Here is a 14505-nt window from a genome sequence, read left to right as displayed (position 1 = left end):
CAACCGCTTCTTAACCGTGGGTGCCGTAGAAGTCTCTCGCTGCGTCGTTGCGTGGCCGATGTCGCGAGGGAGACAGGGACGCGTGTTTCATAGCCTGATCCGCCGCCAATTGAGGCGCCCGGCAGAGACCGATGCCGCCGCGTTCGACTCGACCACCGTGTCGCTCAGCCTGGCCGTTCCCCGCCCGCCCGAGCGCCGGACCGACGACCGCATCCTCCCGACCTTGCGCGTCGCCAAGCTCGACAGCCCGATCGGCGAACAGCTGATCCGCATTCGCAACATGTCGGCAGGCGGCCTGATGGCCGATTGCACCCGATGCCCACCGGTCGGGACCGACGTGAAGGTCGAGTTCAACAACCAGAAGATCCCGGCTGGCGTGGTGTGGATCCGCGAAGGCCTGATCGGGCTCAAGTTCGACCAGAGCCTGGACCTCGGCGAGCTGCTGGCGGGCCGCAAGCCGCGCCATGGCTTCCGGCCTCGCCCTCCGCGGCTCGAGGTCGGCTGCTCGGCCACCGTCAAGATCGGCAAGCTTTATTACAAGGTCGACGTCCACGACATGTCGCTCGGCGGCATGAAGGTCGGGCCGATCGACGATTACTGCATCGGTGCCAAGGTCGTGGTGGTGGTCGAGAGCCTGCGCCCGATCAAGGGCGAGGTGCGGTGGTATTCCGACCGCCGCGCAGGCATCGTCTTCGAGCGCGAACTGAGCTTCGACGAGCTTGCGGAATGGGTCGGGAAGCGCCTCGAGCTGGCCAGCCTCAAGGCCAGTTATCGCCACTGACTTCTCGCAAAGCGAGCCCACCAACCTTACATGCGCTCCGAACCAATCGGAGTGCTTCAATGAGCGAACAACAAGCCATTCTCGCCGGCGGCTGCTTCTGGTGCACGGAAGCGGTGTTCCTTGACGTCGCCGGCGTGAGCGGCGTCGAAAGCGGCTACATCGGCGGCCAGACCGTCAATCCGACCTACAAGCAGGTGTGCGGGGGCGATACCGGCCACGCCGAGGCAATCCGCGTCACCTTCGACCCCTCGGTCCTGGCCTATGGCGACCTTCTCGACATCTTCTTCGCCACCCACGACCCGACCCAGCTCAATCGGCAGGGCAATGACATCGGGACCCAGTATCGCAGCGCGATCTTCCCGCTTTCCGACGAGCAGGAAGAGGAGGCCCGCGCCAAGATCGCTGCGCTCAACGCCGAGCAGAACGGCAAGATCGTGACCACTATCGAGCCCGCTTCGACCTGGTATCCGGCCGAGGATTACCACCAGAATTATTGGGAAACCGAAGGCCAGCGCAATCCCTATTGCATGGCGGTGATTCCCCCCAAGCTCAACAAGTTGCGCAAGAGCTTTCAGAACCGCTTGAAGGCCGACGCCTGAACCGGCCACCCCTTTCCCGCGTGCTGGCGCGGGAAGGGGCGGTCAAGCCAGCCGGCTCAGCCCGAAGGCTGCAAGAAAGCCGGCGACGCTGATCAGGCCGGCGAAATCGTGAGTGCCTTCGAACGCTTCCGGGACCATGGTGTCGACGATCATGGCAAGGATCGCACCGGCGGCGATCGCCTGGACAAAGGCGAGGACCTCCGGCTGGACACCCGCAAACAGGATGTACCCCAGCGCCGCCGAAATCCCGGACACCAGCGCAATCCCGCCCCACAGCGCAAAGACGGTGCGCGGGCGCTTGCCCTCGGCTTTCATCCCCGCCGCGCTCGATAGACCTTCCGGGATATTGGACAGAAAGACGGCTACCACCGCGACCAGGCCGACCGCTCCGCCTTCCAGCAGGCTGACCCCGATGACGATGCTTTCGGGAATGCCATCAAGCAGTGCTCCGAGTGCTAGCGCGGCGCTGTTGTCGGGATGCTTGCCGACCTGCGCGGCGCGCTTCTTCTCATGGCTGCGCTTGCGGTGACGGGCGCCGCGGTGGCTCAGCCAGTAGTTGGCCAGCGTGTAGACCAGCGCGCCGGCCAAAAAGCCGCTCGCGACCGGGGGAAAGCCGCCCTGTTTCCACGCCTCGTCGACGAGTTCGAACGACAAAGCGGAAATCAGCACGCCTGCGCCAAAGGCCATGATCGCGGCCACCACCCGCTGCTTCAGGGGCACGAACCATCCAACCAGCGCGCCCAGAACCAGGGCCGAGCCCGAGAGGAGGCCCCACAGGCCCGCTTGCAGCGCAATCGGCATGAGGCGCAAATGCCCGGGTGAGGCAGAGGGTTGCCTCGGCGAGCTTCCGTAGCGGGATTGCTGTGCTAAGTCCCTCAAATGGCGCGACCCTGCTTCAAGCTCGAGAGGGATCACCCGCTGCCTCTCGCCGGGGTGGACGAGGCTGGCTGCGCACCGCTTGCCGGTCCCGTGGTGGCCGGCGCCGTGGTGTTGGACCGGGAGCGCTTTCCGCGCGGGATCGACGATAGCAAGAAGCTCAACCTCGAGGCCCGCGAGGCGCTCTACGCCAAGCTGATGCGGTCGGCCCGCTGCGGCGTGGGGATCGTCTCGGTCGAGGAAATCGACGCCCTCAACATCTACTGGGCGCGGATGCTGGCGATGGCCCGCGCGGTCGAATCGCTCGGCTTCGATCCCGCCTTCGTCCTGGTGGATGGGAATCGCTGCCCCAGGTGGGAGCGGCCTTCCCGGGCGATCGTGGCGGGCGATGCCCGCTGCCGCTCGATCGCCGCCGCCTCGATCATCGCCAAGGTTACCCGCGACCGGATCATGGCTGCCCATGCGGCGGATTATCCGGGCTATGGGTGGGAGCGGAACCGCGGTTATCCGACCGCCGGCCATCGTCGCGCCTTGCGTGACCTGGGTCCAACGCCGCTTCATCGCCGCAGCTTTGGCCTGGTCCGGGAAGCACTCGCCGCGGCCGCTCAGCCGACGCTGGCAGTCGCCGCCGAATAGAAGGCCGCGGGGCTGAGTCCTCGCCGCAACACCACATCAGCTTGAGTCTCGTCGAGGCGTTCGGACTCAATATCTTGTGCCGGGCTCGTTGCGGACTCGTTCCGTTCCCATGTCTCCTGTCTGGCCGTTAACCCTTTCCTCGTTGACCCGGACTCATGCCGGACTCACCATGGCGGTCGAAAGCAGGGGGAAGCCACCGATGAACCTCATGACGCCCGTTCGGGACGCGACGCCGCGCGTCCGTCGCAAGGCCGATGCCGACCCCAGCGGTCGGATCATCGCGGGCGACTGCATCGAGGCGATGCGCGCGCTTCCCGCCTGCAGCGTCGACCTGATCTTCGCCGATCCGCCCTACAATCTGCAACTTGGCGGCGACCTGTTCCGGCCCGAAGGCGGACGGGTCGATGCGGTGGACAACGATTGGGATCGGTTCGACAGCCTCGCCGCCTACGACCAGTTTACGCGTGCCTGGCTGGCCGAAGCGCGCCGAATCCTGAAGGACGATGGCGCGATCTGGGTGATCGGCAGCTATCATAACATCTTCCGCGTCGGCGCCGCGCTGCAGGATCTCGACTTCTGGATCCTCAACGACATCGTGTGGCGCAAGTCGAACCCGATGCCGAACTTCCGCGGCACCCGCTTCACCAATGCGCACGAGACGTTGCTGTGGTGCTCCAAGTCGCAGGACAGCCGCTACACCTTCAATTATCGCGCGATGAAGGCGCTGAACGACGACCTCCAGATGCGTTCCGACTGGGTGCTTCCGATCTGCTCGGGCGCCGAGCGGCTGAAGGGCGGCGATGGGCACAAGGCGCATCCGACCCAGAAGCCCGAAAGCCTGCTTTACCGTGTCCTGCTCGCCTGCACGCAGCCGGGCGACACGGTGCTCGACCCCTTTTTCGGGACCGGCACCACCGGTGCGGTGGCCAAGCGGCTTGGACGGCACTGGATCGGGATCGAGCGGGAAGCCGATTATATCGAAGCCGCCCGCGCGCGCATCGCGGCTACCCTTCCGCTCGACGAAAGCGCGATGGAGACGGTGCCGGACAGGCGTTCGCAGCCGCGAGTCGCCTTTGGCCTGCTGGTCGAAAGCGGCCTGGTGCAACCGGGAACCGTGCTGATGGACTCCAAGCGGCGCTGGAAGGCCGCGGTGCGGGCGGACGGGTCGCTCAGTTGTGGGCCGCATGCAGGGTCGATCCACAAGGTCGGCGCCGGGCTCAACAAGGCGCCGAGCTGCAATGGCTGGACCTTCTGGCACATTGAACGGAAGGACGGGCTGGTTCCGCTCGACACGCTGCGGCAAGAGCATCTGGCGGCGCTCAGCTGAGCCATGGCCTTTCGCACCCTTCTTCGCCCGACCGGCTTCGTCGACGCGCCCTTTGGCTATGACGGACAGGTCGCGCGCCTGGCCGGGACCATGTGCTGGTTCTCGGCAGTGGAATTGCTCGCGGTCGGTGAAAACGGGCGGGTGACCTCCAGCCTCGTGCCAGTCGATCAGGTCGAGGGGCGGCTCGAGAATGACGCCATGGCGTCGGACTGGGCGGCGCTGACCGCGGTGCGCAAGCCGCTTACGCTCGGTAGCCGGACCATCCGCCTCGACCAGCCGCAGCTGATGGCGATCCTCAACGCGACGCCCGACAGCTTTTCAGGCGGCGGGCAGTCCGCGAGCGCCGACGACGGCTTTGCGGCCGCCGAAGCGGGTGCCGCAATCCTCGATGTCGGCGGCGAAAGCACCCGGCCCGGCGCACGCCAGGTGTGGGAAGGCGACGAGATCGAACGGGTGGTGCCCTTGGTCCAGAGGCTCGCGGCAGGCGGCGCGGCAGTGTCGATCGACACCCGCAAGGCGGCCGTGATGGAAGCGGCGATTGCCGCCGGGGCGACCCTCGTCAACGACGTCTCGGCATTGGGCTGGGACCAGCGCTCGGCCGAAGTGGTCGCAAAGGCCGGCGTTCCGGTGGTCCTGATGCATCACCAGGGCGCTCCCGAAACCATGCAGGATGCGCCTTCCTATCCGCGGGGGGCGCTGGTCGAGGTGTTCTTCTGGCTCGAGGACCGGATTGCCGCGGCGGTCGATGCCGGGATTGGCCGTGAGAAGATCATCGTCGATCCGGGGATCGGCTTCGGCAAAAGCGTCGCCCACAATCTCGAGCTGATGAACGGGCTCGCCGCCTTTCATGCGCTCGGCTGCCCCTTGCTGGTCGGGGCCAGCCGCAAGCGGACCATCGGCGCGCTGCATAATGAAGCGCCGGCCGACCGCAGGCTGGGCGGAAGCGTGACCCTGGCGATCAAGGCGGCGGAGCAGGGGACGCACCTGATCCGTGCGCATGACGTGTTCGAGACAGTTCAAGCGCTGCGAGTATGGCGCGGCCTGAGGGACCAGGCACTTACGCCCAGGCTTTAAGGCGCCACGGCAACGATCATCGGTCCGATCGGGACCAGCCCGTCCATCCGGAAGTTCGCCGGATCCCACAGGCTCGACACCGCGCCATCGAGATAAAGCGCATTGCGGCATTCGAGCGGCCCGGCAAACAACCGGGCGAACCTGCCGAAGCTGACCGGCGCATCGCTGATCGCGAACACCGGGACACCGTCCGGATCGACGCCCACCCCGTTGCGGACATGCCGGGAGCGGCCGTCGGCATCGAAGCGGGGATTCAACCTGCCGTCGATGACCAGCATCGGTCCACTCTGCGTGGCCAGGCGGATTGCTGCGGAGGGGCGGAAGTAGGGGGTCGCGACGACCGCGGCAGTGCCGTCATCACGGACAAGGAAGACGCCGTTGGGCTGGAGGTGGAAATTGCCGCCGCCGTCCGTCCGCCGGTTGATCCCCCGCGCCTCGAGTCGTTCGGAGATGGCGAGCCCGATCGGTCGCCCCTCCTCGTCGAACATGCCGGCGTTCATCGCGAAGCGGACCTTGGCGGCGCGCGGCCCCAGCACCTGTTCGAGCGCGACGAAGCTGCGCAGCGGACGACCTCGCGGATCGTCGAGCGCAAGCTCCAGCCGCGCACCGGGATCGCGGCAGATGGTGAAGCGCTGGCCCTCGAACAGCAGGGATCGGCACGCACCGGTCGCCGCCGTGTCGCCGACATCGGGGGCGGGGTCGGGACGCTTGCACGCGGCGAGCAGGAGCACGAGGAGCAGGACGATCTGCATCGCCGCCCCATGTGGGCGCTTCAGGCGCCGGTGTCGATGCCGAGCTCGGCCAGCTTGCGGTAGAGGGTCGAGCGGCCGATCCCGAGCCGCCGCGCGACCTCGGTCATCTTGCCGCGATAGTGACCGATGGCGAGACGGATGAGGTCGCCCTCGATCTCTTCGAGCGAGCGGAGGTGCCCGTCGGCCTGCCATAGGGTGATCGACTGCCCGCCGGCCAGTGCCGCCGAGGTCGCAACGGTCCCGATCTCGCCGGCGTTATCGCCGACGCGGTTGGTGAACCGCGACTGGAGCGCGATGTGCGGGAAGTCGTCGGAGGTGAGCGCCGACCCTTCGCATTGCAGGGCGGCGCGGAACAGGACGTTGGACAACTGCCGGACGTTGCCCGGCCAGCCGTAACGCATCAGCACCTGCAGCGCGTCTTCCGCGATCGACAGCGGGCGGATGCCGGGCTGCCCGGTGTGCCGGGCGAGGAGGTGGCGGGCGAGCGCCGGAATGTCCCCGCTGCGCTCACGCAAGGCGGGGACAACGACCACGGTGCCAGATAGACGCTCGGCGAGACCGGGGTCGAAACTGTCGGGGAGCGGCCTGCTGGTGGTGGCGATCAGGCGGACGTCGACGCTGTTCGAGCCGTTGCAGCCGACCGGACGGACCTCGCCGGTCGCAAGCACACGGTCGAGCGCGGCCTGTGTGGCGGCGGGCAGGTCGCCGATCTCATCGAGCAGGAGGGTTCCGCCATCGGCCTCGACCAGCTTGCCGACCCGCTCGGCGAAGGCACCGGGAAAGGCGCCCGCGACATGGCCGAACAATTCGCTGTCGACGATGTTGGCCGGTACCGCCCGGCAGTCGAGCGCGACGAACGAGGAGCGAGCGCGCGGGCTCGCCTCGTGGACCGCGCGGGAGATGGTTTCCTTGCCGGAGCCCGCCTCGCCGACGATCAGCAGGGGCAGCCGGCTGCGCGCGGCCTTGGCCGCGACCGCAAGCGCGGCACGAAAGTCGGGAGCGCCGCCGACCAGTTCCTCAAGCGCGAGGCTGGGGGCCATCTTCTCCGAGAGCGGCGCCAGTTCACCCGAGGCGCGTCGGCGGTCGGCATTGGCGGCAAGCGCGTCGAGCAGTCGTTCCGGGGCAACCGGACGGACCAGGAAATCGCTGGCGCCCGCCCGCATCGCTTCCACCGCCTGGCCGACCGAGCCGCCCTCGGCGAGGACGATGATGGGAAGGCCCGGGCGATCGGCGCGGAGGGCCCGGACCAGCGCCGGACCGCCATTGATGTCCCAGTTACCGACCAGGACCGCCCTTATCTCATGGCCATTGGGACCGCCGAGCAGCTCCTGGACCTGATCGCCCGACGGGCTTCCAAGCGTGTTCCAGCCCGCCCGCGCAGCAGTCGCCGCGACGACCCGCCGTTCGGCAGGATCGGCGTCGATCAGCAACAGGAATCGGACGGTGTCGGCGCGCAAGTGATGGGCTCCCTTGCCCGGCACCATAGGACAGGGACGGTAAACAAACCGTGACGGGGCGCAGGGGCTTGGGAGCGACGCGCCAAGCGGCTATGACCCTCGCCAAACATGCCACACAAGGGAGCAACCATGGCCGCCGAACCGACTTCGAACACCGACAGCCCGGTCGATTTCAACCGCGCCAAGGAGGATTACAGCCTCCTCATCACCATGCTGAAGTGGGGCGCAGTGACCGCGTTGATCATCGGGTTCCTTGTCATGATCATCCTCGCGAGCTGAGGCCTTGAAGGTCGCGGTCCTCGCCGAAACGGCACCGGGCGAAACTCGCGTCGCCGCCATTCCGGAAACGGTGAAGAAGCTGGCGGCGCTGGGCGCCAGCGTGGCGGTGGAAGCGGGGGCCGGAGGCAGGGCCGGGATCAGCGACAGCGACTACACCGACGCCGGTGCAACGGTCGGTCCGCGCGGGCAAGTGCTGGACGGCGCCGAGCTGGTGCTGAGCGTCAGTGGTCCCGATACCGCCGAGCTGTCCGGCATCGCACCGGGCGCGCTCCTAGTCGGGATCCTCGACCCGTTCCGCCGCCGCGAAGCCATCGACGCCTACGCCGCTTCCGGGATCGAGGCGCTGACCATGGAATGGATGCCGCGTATCACCCGCGCGCAATCGATGGATGTCCTCTCCTCCCAGTCCAACCTGGCCGGCTACAAGGCGGTGATCGACGCCGCTGCGGCCTATGGGCGGGCGTTTCCGATGATGATGACCGCCGCTGGCACCGTCAGCCCCGCCCGCGCCTTCGTCATGGGGGTCGGCGTCGCCGGCCTGCAGGCGATCGCCACCGCCCGGCGCCTCGGCGCGCAGGTCAGTGCCACCGACGTCCGATCCGCCACTCGCGAGCAGATCCAGAGCCTTGGTGCCAAGCCGATCTTCGTCGAAGGCGTCGCAGGGATCGAAGGCGAGGGGCAGGGCGGCTATGCCGGGGAGACCAGCGAGGAATATCGCAAGGCACAGGCCGAGCTCGTCTCCGCCCACCTCGCCAAGCAGGACATCGTGGTCACCACCGCGCTGATTCCGGGCAAGCCCGCCCCGCGCCTGATCAGCGACGCGCAGGTCGCCACCATGCGTCCCGGCAGCGTGATCGTCGATTTGGCGGCCGATGCCGGCGGTAATGTCGAGGGCTGCGTCCCCGGCGAAACGGTCGAGCGGCATGGCGTCACCATCATCGGGGCAAGCAATCTCGCCCGCTCGCTTCCCGCCGATTCGAGCGCGCTTTATGCCCGCAACCTGTTCAACTTCCTGTCCGCCTTCTGGGATAAGGACGCGGGCCGCCCGGTACTCTCCGACGAGGACGAGATCGTGAAGGGCGTTCGCCTGACCCGCGATGGCAAGGTGGTCAGCGAGCGCCTCGCCTGATGGGCCTGTTTTCGGCCACCGAGGTCGATACCGACGAGATCGCGCGGCGGTATGCCGCGCTGCTGCTCGACGGCGAGGAAGTGCTGATCGCGTTCAAGACCGTTCGCGACATCGCTTTCCTGACCGATCGCCGGCTGTGCCTGGTCAACATCCAGGGGTGGGTCGGCAAGAAGGTTTCGATCCAGTCGATCCCCTATCGCTCGATCACCCGCTTCAGCCTGGAAACCGCGGGAACCTTCGACCTCGAAGCCGACATGGTGTTCTGGCTGGCGGGAGCGTCCCAGCCGCTCGAGATCAAGATCGGCCGCGGGAGCAACCTGACCATGATCCAGCAGGTCCTGGCGCACGGGATCCTGCGCTAGCGGACTGGAGGCGAAAGCGGCTGGCGAGGTGGCGATGGACGTGCGCGACCTGATCGTAGTGGGCGGCGGACCCGCCGGGGTGATGGCGGGCCTGTTGTTCGCCCGTGCAGGCTGCCGGGTCACGGTGCTCGAGAAGCATGCCGACTTCTTTCGCGATTTCCGCGGGGATACGGTACACCCTTCAACGATGGAGATCCTCGACCAGCTGGGCTGGCTCGACGATTTCCTGGCGCGGCCGCACAACCGGATCGACCACGCGGAGCTTCGCGTCGCAGGCCGCGAGTGGACGATCGGCGACCTGTCGCATCTCGCCACGCCCGCGCCATTCATCGCGATGATGCCGCAGTGGGATTTCCTCGATTTCCTGCGCGACAAGGCAGCGGCCTTTCCGGGCTTCGACCTCGAGATGGCAGAGCCGGTGAGCGACTTCATCGAGGAGGACGGGCGGGTGGCCGGGGTCCGCTTGGCCGACGGGACGGAGCGACGTGCAAGGCTGGTCATCGCCGCCGACGGCCGCGCCTCGCTGGTCCGCCAGCGCGCCATGCTTCCGCTCGAGACCCTTGGCGCCCCGATGGACGTCTTCTGGTTCCGGGTCGGCAAGGCCACCCCCGGAAGCGCGCTCCGCGGCTCGGTCGAGCGTGGCCGGTTGCTGGTGATGATCGACCGCGGCGATTATTGGCAGTGCGCGTTCCTCATCCCCAAGGGCAAGGCGGCAGAATTGACCGGCGGAGGGATCGAGCCGATCCGGGCCGCGTTCGCCGCCGCCGCACCCGAACTCGACCTGTCCGACCTCCATTCGATCGACGACCTCAAGCTGCTCAGCGTGTCGCTCGACCGGCTGACCTGCTGGCACCGTCCCGGCCTGCTGGCGATCGGCGATGCGGCGCATGCGATGAGCCCGATTGGTGGGGTCGGGATCAATCTCGCGATCCAGGACGCGGTCGCTGCCGCCAATGCGCTGGCTGGTCCGCTGGCGGCCGGCGTGGAGGTGGATACCCTGCTGCACAAGGTCGAGGAGCGGCGGCGGCTGCCGACCCGGCTGGTGCAATCGGCGCAGAAGAATGCGCAGGACCGGATCATCGGCCGCCTGCTTGAACCCGGGCCGCCATTGGACCGGGCACCCTGGCTGATCCGGCTGCTCGACAAGGCACCTTTCCTGCGGAGGATCCCCGGACGGTTGATCGGGCTCGGGATACGGCGCGAGAAGGTCGAGAGCCCGCGGGCGATCGTCGGCTAGGGCAGGGTGCAGCAATCGATCCACGCCGCGTGGGTCACTTCTGCAAGCCGCTCCGGCCCGATCTCCAGCGAGGCGTTGCGGCTCCCCGCCGCAGGGAAAACGGTATCGAAGGCGCGCAGGCTGACGTCGGCATAGACCGGGAGCGGCGTCGCCAGGCCGAACGGGCAGACACCGCCGACGACATGACCCGTCGCGGCGAGGGTCGCATCGGCGTCCAGCATGCGAATGCGGCCGCCGAACGCCGCCTTGCACTTCAGATTGTCGAGCCGCGCATCGCCGCGGGTGACCAGCAGCAGGATCCGGTCACCGACCCGCAAGGCGATGGTCTTGGCGATCCGGCCTGGCTCGACACCGAGGGTGGCGGCGGCATCGGCCACGGTTGCCGTGCTGCCATGCGCCTCAATCAGGCGCAGGTCGGGCGCGTGGAGGTCGCGCCAGGCCTTGACGCTTTCGAGGCTCATGTTCCGACCAGATGCGCGGCGATCTCGCGCGGGGCGGGCCGGCGGCGATGTTCGCACAGGTAGATGCCCTGCCACGTTCCGAGCCGCATTCGTCCGCCCAGTACGGGGATCGAAAGAGTGGTCGCGGTCAGCGCCGAGCGGAGGTGCGCGGGCATGTCGTCGGGGCCTTCGTCGTCATGCTCATAGTCTGGCGATTCGGGCGCGATCCTTGCCAGCCAGCGCTCGAGGTCCCGGCGCGCCGCCGGCGCCGCATTCTCCTGGATCAGGAGCGACGCCGACGTGTGCCGGATCATCAGGGTCAGCAGCCCCTCGTCCATGCCCCGGTCGGCAACCCACGCCGCCACCGCGTCCGTGATCAGGTGCAGGCCCTGACACGGCGCGGTGACGATGAGGGTGCCGGACGCCTGACGCATCGGCTCAGGCGGTCGCCATTTCCTTTTCGAGGTTCTGGACCACGGCCTCGAAGAACTGCTCGGTGGTCATCCACGGCTGGTCCGGGCCAACCAGGATGGCGAGATCCTTGGTCATCTTGCCGCTTTCGACGGTTTCGACGCAGACACGCTCCAGCGTTTCGGCGAACTCCACGACCTCGGGGGTCTCGTCGATCCGGCCACGGAACTTGAGGCCGCCGGTCCAGGCGAAGATGCTGGCGATCGGGTTGGTCGAGGTCGCCTTGCCCTGCTGGTGCATGCGGTAGTGGCGGGTGACGGTGCCGTGGGCGGCTTCCGCTTCGACGGTCTGGCCGTCGGGGGTCATCAGCACGCTGGTCATCAGGCCAAGGCTGCCGAAGCCCTGCGCCACCTGGTCCGACTGGACGTCGCCGTCGTAATTCTTGCAGGCCCAGACGAACTTGCCGCTCCACTTGAGCGCCGAGGCGACCATGTCATCGATCAGGCGATGCTGATATTCGATGCCGGCTTCCTCGAACTTCGCCTTGAAATCGCTCTCGTAAATCTCCTGGAAGATATCTTTGAAGCGACCGTCGTAGGCCTTGAGGATGGTGTTCTTGGTGCTGAGGTAGACCGGCCACTTGCGCTGCAGGCCGTAGTTCAGACAGGCGCGGGCGAAGTCGCGGATGCTCGCGTCGACATTGTACATGCCCATGGCAACGCCGGAGCTTTCGAACTCGAACACTTCGTGCTCGATCACCTCGCCGTCGACGCCTTCGAAGCGCATCGTCAGCTTGCCGGCGCCGGGAACGCGGAAGTCGGTCGCCTTATACTGGTCGCCGAACGCATGGCGGCCGACCACGATGGGATCGGTCCAGCCGGGGATGAGGCGCGGCACGTTGGCGATCACGATCGGCTCGCGGAAGACGACGCCGCCGAGGATGTTGCGGATCGTCCCGTTGGGGCTCTTCCACATCTTCTTCAGGCCGAACTCCTCGACCCGCTGCTCGTCGGGGGTGATGGTGGCGCACTTCACGCCAACGCCATGCTGCTTGATCGCGTTGGCGGCATCGACCGTGATCTGGTCGTCGGTGGCATCGCGATTCTCGACCGACAGGTCGTAATATTTGAGGTCGATGTCGAGGTAAGGCGTGATCAGCCGGTCGCGGATCCACTGCCAGATGATGCGGGTCATCTCGTCGCCGTCGATTTCGACGACCGGGTTCTTCACCTTGATCTTGGTCATGTGTCTGCCTGCTGAAAGATTGCCCGGCGCAGGTAGCGGCGGAGCGTCGCTCTGGCAACGCGGGCGTGGGCTCGTTAGAGGAGGACGTATGGCGCATATCGACAATCCCGACAGCCAGCTGACCGCGGTCAAATGGCGCTTCCCCTCGGTCCACCCGGAAGGGCGCAAGTTCGCCGTCATCGCCGGCGCGATCGCATTCTTCCTTCTCGTCCTGGACGGCGTGTTCACCGAGTTCCTCGGCTGGCTGATGGTCGGCGTGACCGTCTGGGTCGCGGCCTTCTTCCGCGATCCGGTTCGGACCACCCCCTCGGACCCCAAGCTGATCGTGTCCCCCGCCGACGGGCTGGTCACCATGATCACCCGCGTACCCGCCCCGCCCGAGCTTCGCGCCGAGCTGGGAGAGGGTGAGTTCACCCGGGTGTCGGTGTTCATGAGTGTGTTCGACGTCCACATCAATCGCACGCCCATCGCGGGCGTCGTCCGCCGCATCGCCTATGTCCCCGGCAAGTTCCTCAACGCCGACCTCGACAAGGCGAGCGAGGACAATGAGCGGCAGCATTTCGTGGTCGAGGGCGATGGCGGCGTGAAGATCGGCTTCACCCAGATCGCGGGCCTGGTCGCACGCCGGATCATGAGCTTCGTCAAGGAAGGGCAGCGCCTGAGCACGGGCGAGCGCGTCGGCCTGATCCGCTTCGGGAGCCGGGTCGACGTCTACCTCCCGGCCGGTACGGGCTCGCGACTGCTGCTGGGCCAGCGGGCGATTGCTGGCGAGACGATCATCGCCGAGCTTGGCTCCGATCCCCTGCTTAACGGGACCAGCCAGTGAGTGCTGCCGAAGGCCGCGGGCTGCCGCTTCGCGCCTTCATTCCCAACGCAGTGACGGTGCTGGCGCTGTGCGCCGGCCTGACCGCCATCCGCTACGCCTTCAACCAGGATTGGGAAAAGGCGATGATCGCGATCGTCGTCGCAGGCGTCCTCGACGGCCTGGATGGCAACATCGCGCGGATGCTCAAGGCGAACAGCAAGTTCGGCGCCGAACTCGATTCGCTGTGCGACAATATCGGGTTCGGCACCGCGCCGGCCCTGATCCTGTTCCAGTTCTCGCTCGACAGTGCGCCCAAGTTCGGATGGACGGTGGCGCTTGCGCTGGCGGTCAGCTGCGCGCTTCGCCTGGCCCGCTTCAATGCGCGGATCGATGCCGACGTGCAGCCGCACAAGTCGGCGGGCTTCAACACCGGCGTGCCGGCGCCGGTCGGGGCGGGCCTCGCCTTTGCGCCGGTCTACCTGTGGCTGATCACCGGCAACGACCTGTTCCGCGACTGGCAGCTGGTGATGCCGTGGACCCTGTTCATCGCGGTGTTGATGATCTCGGCCATCCCGACCTTCAGCTGGACCTCGATCCGGATCCGCCGCAGCTGGCGCATCGTCGGGCTGGCAGGGGTGGCACTGCTCGCGGCGGCGTTGATCAACGAGCCGTGGATCACCCTGCTACTGGTATCGTTCGCCTACCTGGCGAGCGTTCCGTTCAGCCTGCTGAGCTATGGGCGGGTCAAGCGGCGGCGCGCAGCTGAGGCCGCGCCGTCACCGGCTGGCTGACCCGGCGCGACACCACGCGCACCGTCACCGGCCGGGTCGTCATCGTCGGTTCCGCAAGCAGCGAATGACCGCCCAGCGCCGCGGCGATCTTGCCGCGATTGCCGGCGAGCGTTTCACCGATGGTGAACAGGCCGAGAGCGAGAATGGCAGTGAAAGCGAGGATGGTGAGAACCAGCATGGCACGTTCTTCCCTTGTTCTTGGGTATCGCAACGGCGACCGATTCATTTCGTTCCGAAATCAATCAAGAAACCTTGCTTCTGAGCCAATGTTCTCTCTTCGTTCGCTCCCTGTCAACGGATTTGT

18 protein-coding genes are annotated in these 14505 nt (G+C 67.1%); 11 read left to right on the top strand and 7 right to left on the bottom strand.

Annotated elements, in window-relative coordinates; translation table 11 throughout:
* The first annotated feature begins 82 nt into the window (after nt 1-82).
* Both GGQ97_RS10415 and msrA read left to right on the top strand, forming a co-directional pair.
* Nucleotides 83-781, top strand: coding sequence for a PilZ domain-containing protein (locus GGQ97_RS10415; RefSeq protein WP_342448516.1), 699 nt, complete (start codon nt 83-85; stop codon nt 779-781).
* A 59-nt stretch (nt 782-840) separates the two neighbouring features.
* Nucleotides 841-1380, top strand: coding sequence for a peptide-methionine (S)-S-oxide reductase MsrA (gene msrA, locus GGQ97_RS10410; protein WP_168069355.1), 540 nt, complete (start codon nt 841-843; stop codon nt 1378-1380).
* Between the two features lie 42 nt (nt 1381-1422).
* Here the strand turns inward: msrA and GGQ97_RS10405 are convergent, their stop codons facing one another.
* Nucleotides 1423-2181: a ZIP family metal transporter gene (locus GGQ97_RS10405; RefSeq protein ID WP_168069353.1), complete on the bottom strand. Its 759-nt coding sequence runs from the start codon at nt 2179-2181 to the stop codon at nt 1423-1425.
* 78 nt (nt 2182-2259) lie between these two features.
* Here GGQ97_RS10405 and GGQ97_RS10400 point away from each other — a divergent pair, with 78 nt between their 5' ends.
* The 3 genes from GGQ97_RS10400 to folP all read left to right on the top strand — a co-directional run bounded on the left by GGQ97_RS10400 (nt 2260) and on the right by folP (nt 5293).
* Entirely contained in the window at nt 2260-2892 is a 633-nt protein-coding gene (locus tag GGQ97_RS10400; RefSeq protein WP_168069351.1) for a ribonuclease HII, read from the top strand.
* A 199-nt stretch (nt 2893-3091) separates the two neighbouring features.
* Nucleotides 3092-4219, top strand: coding sequence for a site-specific DNA-methyltransferase (locus GGQ97_RS10395; protein WP_342448515.1), 1128 nt, complete (start codon nt 3092-3094; stop codon nt 4217-4219).
* 3 nt (nt 4220-4222) lie between these two features.
* A complete protein-coding gene (gene folP / locus GGQ97_RS10390) occupies nt 4223-5293 on the top strand; it encodes a dihydropteroate synthase (RefSeq protein WP_168069347.1) in 1071 nt (356 codons plus the stop codon).
* Here folP and GGQ97_RS10385 read toward each other — a convergent pair.
* Nucleotides 5290-6045, bottom strand: coding sequence for a phosphodiester glycosidase family protein (locus tag GGQ97_RS10385; protein WP_168069345.1), 756 nt, complete (start codon nt 6043-6045; stop codon nt 5290-5292). The two genes, folP and GGQ97_RS10385, sit on opposite strands and share 4 nt — an antisense overlap.
* A 20-nt stretch (nt 6046-6065) precedes the next feature.
* A complete protein-coding gene (locus GGQ97_RS10380; RefSeq protein ID WP_425338720.1) occupies nt 6066-7502 on the bottom strand; it encodes a sigma-54-dependent transcriptional regulator in 1437 nt (478 codons plus the stop codon).
* Nucleotides 7503-7631: 129 nt separating this feature from the next.
* On the opposite strand from GGQ97_RS10380, the gene GGQ97_RS10375 reads away from it, so the two are divergent.
* From GGQ97_RS10375 to GGQ97_RS10360, 4 genes are read left to right on the top strand one after another with little or no spacing between them, the layout of a single operon-like run.
* Nucleotides 7632-7781: a hypothetical protein gene (locus GGQ97_RS10375; protein WP_168069341.1), complete on the top strand. Its 150-nt coding sequence runs from the start codon at nt 7632-7634 to the stop codon at nt 7779-7781.
* A 4-nt stretch (nt 7782-7785) separates the two neighbouring features.
* Nucleotides 7786-8910, top strand: coding sequence for a Re/Si-specific NAD(P)(+) transhydrogenase subunit alpha (locus GGQ97_RS10370; RefSeq protein ID WP_168069339.1), 1125 nt, complete (start codon nt 7786-7788; stop codon nt 8908-8910).
* Complete coding sequence (locus GGQ97_RS10365) at nt 8910-9272, top strand: PH domain-containing protein (RefSeq protein ID WP_168069337.1); 363 nt, start codon at nt 8910-8912, stop codon at nt 9270-9272. Before GGQ97_RS10370 ends, GGQ97_RS10365 begins: the two co-directional genes overlap by 1 nt.
* A gap of 34 nt (nt 9273-9306) precedes the next feature.
* Nucleotides 9307-10509: an FAD-dependent oxidoreductase gene (locus tag GGQ97_RS10360; RefSeq protein WP_168070969.1), complete on the top strand. Its 1203-nt coding sequence runs from the start codon at nt 9307-9309 to the stop codon at nt 10507-10509.
* On the opposite strand, the gene GGQ97_RS10355 is transcribed toward GGQ97_RS10360, so the two are convergent.
* The 3 genes from GGQ97_RS10355 to GGQ97_RS10345 are packed head-to-tail and all read right to left on the bottom strand — an operon-like array spanning nt 10506 to nt 12605.
* The gene (locus GGQ97_RS10355) at nt 10506-10970 is read right to left on the bottom strand and encodes a YbaK/EbsC family protein (protein WP_168069335.1); all 465 of its coding nucleotides are present in this window, start codon (nt 10968-10970) and stop codon (nt 10506-10508) included. The two genes, GGQ97_RS10360 and GGQ97_RS10355, sit on opposite strands and share 4 nt — an antisense overlap.
* Entirely contained in the window at nt 10967-11383 is a 417-nt protein-coding gene (locus GGQ97_RS10350; RefSeq protein ID WP_168069333.1) for a secondary thiamine-phosphate synthase enzyme YjbQ, read from the bottom strand. The genes GGQ97_RS10355 and GGQ97_RS10350 overlap by 4 nt, the downstream gene beginning before the upstream one ends.
* 4 nt (nt 11384-11387) lie before the next feature.
* On the bottom strand, nt 11388-12605 hold the full coding sequence (locus GGQ97_RS10345; RefSeq protein WP_168069331.1) for an NADP-dependent isocitrate dehydrogenase: 1218 nt from the start codon (nt 12603-12605) through the stop codon (nt 11388-11390).
* A gap of 88 nt (nt 12606-12693) precedes the next feature.
* Here GGQ97_RS10345 and GGQ97_RS10340 point away from each other — a divergent pair, with 88 nt between their 5' ends.
* Entirely contained in the window at nt 12694-13431 is a 738-nt protein-coding gene (locus tag GGQ97_RS10340; RefSeq protein WP_168069329.1) for a phosphatidylserine decarboxylase, read from the top strand.
* Nucleotides 13428-14201, top strand: coding sequence for a CDP-alcohol phosphatidyltransferase family protein (locus tag GGQ97_RS10335; RefSeq protein WP_168069327.1), 774 nt, complete (start codon nt 13428-13430; stop codon nt 14199-14201). The genes GGQ97_RS10340 and GGQ97_RS10335 overlap by 4 nt, the downstream gene beginning before the upstream one ends.
* Here GGQ97_RS10335 and GGQ97_RS10330 read toward each other — a convergent pair.
* Nucleotides 14155-14379 carry a hypothetical protein gene (locus tag GGQ97_RS10330; RefSeq protein ID WP_168069325.1) on the bottom strand — a complete coding sequence of 75 codons (225 nt, stop codon included), beginning with the start codon at nt 14377-14379 and terminating at the stop codon, nt 14155-14157. The genes GGQ97_RS10335 and GGQ97_RS10330 overlap by 47 nt on opposite strands.
* Between the last annotated feature and the right edge of the window lie 126 nt (nt 14380-14505).

Source organism: Sphingomonas kaistensis (genome assembly GCF_011927725.1).
Lineage (GTDB): Bacteria > Pseudomonadota > Alphaproteobacteria > Sphingomonadales > Sphingomonadaceae > Sphingomicrobium > Sphingomicrobium kaistense.
The sequence above is the reverse complement of the archived record's forward strand: the minus strand, read 5'-3'. Positions and strand labels throughout refer to the sequence as shown.

Excerpts from the sequence above, each read along its gene's own strand:
- msrA (WP_168069355.1), top strand. The coding sequence starts at position 841 with ATGAGCGAACAACAAGCCATTCTCGCCGGCGGCTGCTTCTGGTGCACG.
- GGQ97_RS10405 (WP_168069353.1), bottom strand. The coding sequence starts at position 2,181 with ATGCCGATTGCGCTGCAAGCGGGCCTGTGGGGCCTCCTCTCGGGCTCG.
- GGQ97_RS10400 (WP_168069351.1), top strand. The coding sequence starts at position 2,260 with ATGGCGCGACCCTGCTTCAAGCTCGAGAGGGATCACCCGCTGCCTCTC.
- GGQ97_RS10395 (WP_342448515.1), top strand. The coding sequence starts at position 3,092 with ATGAACCTCATGACGCCCGTTCGGGACGCGACGCCGCGCGTCCGTCGC.
- folP (WP_168069347.1), top strand. The coding sequence starts at position 4,223 with ATGGCCTTTCGCACCCTTCTTCGCCCGACCGGCTTCGTCGACGCGCCC.
- GGQ97_RS10385 (WP_168069345.1), bottom strand. The coding sequence starts at position 6,045 with ATGCAGATCGTCCTGCTCCTCGTGCTCCTGCTCGCCGCGTGCAAGCGT.
- GGQ97_RS10375 (WP_168069341.1), top strand. The coding sequence starts at position 7,632 with ATGGCCGCCGAACCGACTTCGAACACCGACAGCCCGGTCGATTTCAAC.
- GGQ97_RS10365 (WP_168069337.1), top strand. The coding sequence starts at position 8,910 with ATGGGCCTGTTTTCGGCCACCGAGGTCGATACCGACGAGATCGCGCGG.
- GGQ97_RS10360 (WP_168070969.1), top strand. The coding sequence starts at position 9,307 with ATGGACGTGCGCGACCTGATCGTAGTGGGCGGCGGACCCGCCGGGGTG.
- GGQ97_RS10355 (WP_168069335.1), bottom strand. The coding sequence starts at position 10,970 with ATGAGCCTCGAAAGCGTCAAGGCCTGGCGCGACCTCCACGCGCCCGAC.
- GGQ97_RS10350 (WP_168069333.1), bottom strand. The coding sequence starts at position 11,383 with ATGCGTCAGGCGTCCGGCACCCTCATCGTCACCGCGCCGTGTCAGGGC.
- GGQ97_RS10345 (WP_168069331.1), bottom strand. The coding sequence starts at position 12,605 with ATGACCAAGATCAAGGTGAAGAACCCGGTCGTCGAAATCGACGGCGAC.
- GGQ97_RS10340 (WP_168069329.1), top strand. The coding sequence starts at position 12,694 with ATGGCGCATATCGACAATCCCGACAGCCAGCTGACCGCGGTCAAATGG.
- GGQ97_RS10330 (WP_168069325.1), bottom strand. The coding sequence starts at position 14,379 with ATGCTGGTTCTCACCATCCTCGCTTTCACTGCCATTCTCGCTCTCGGC.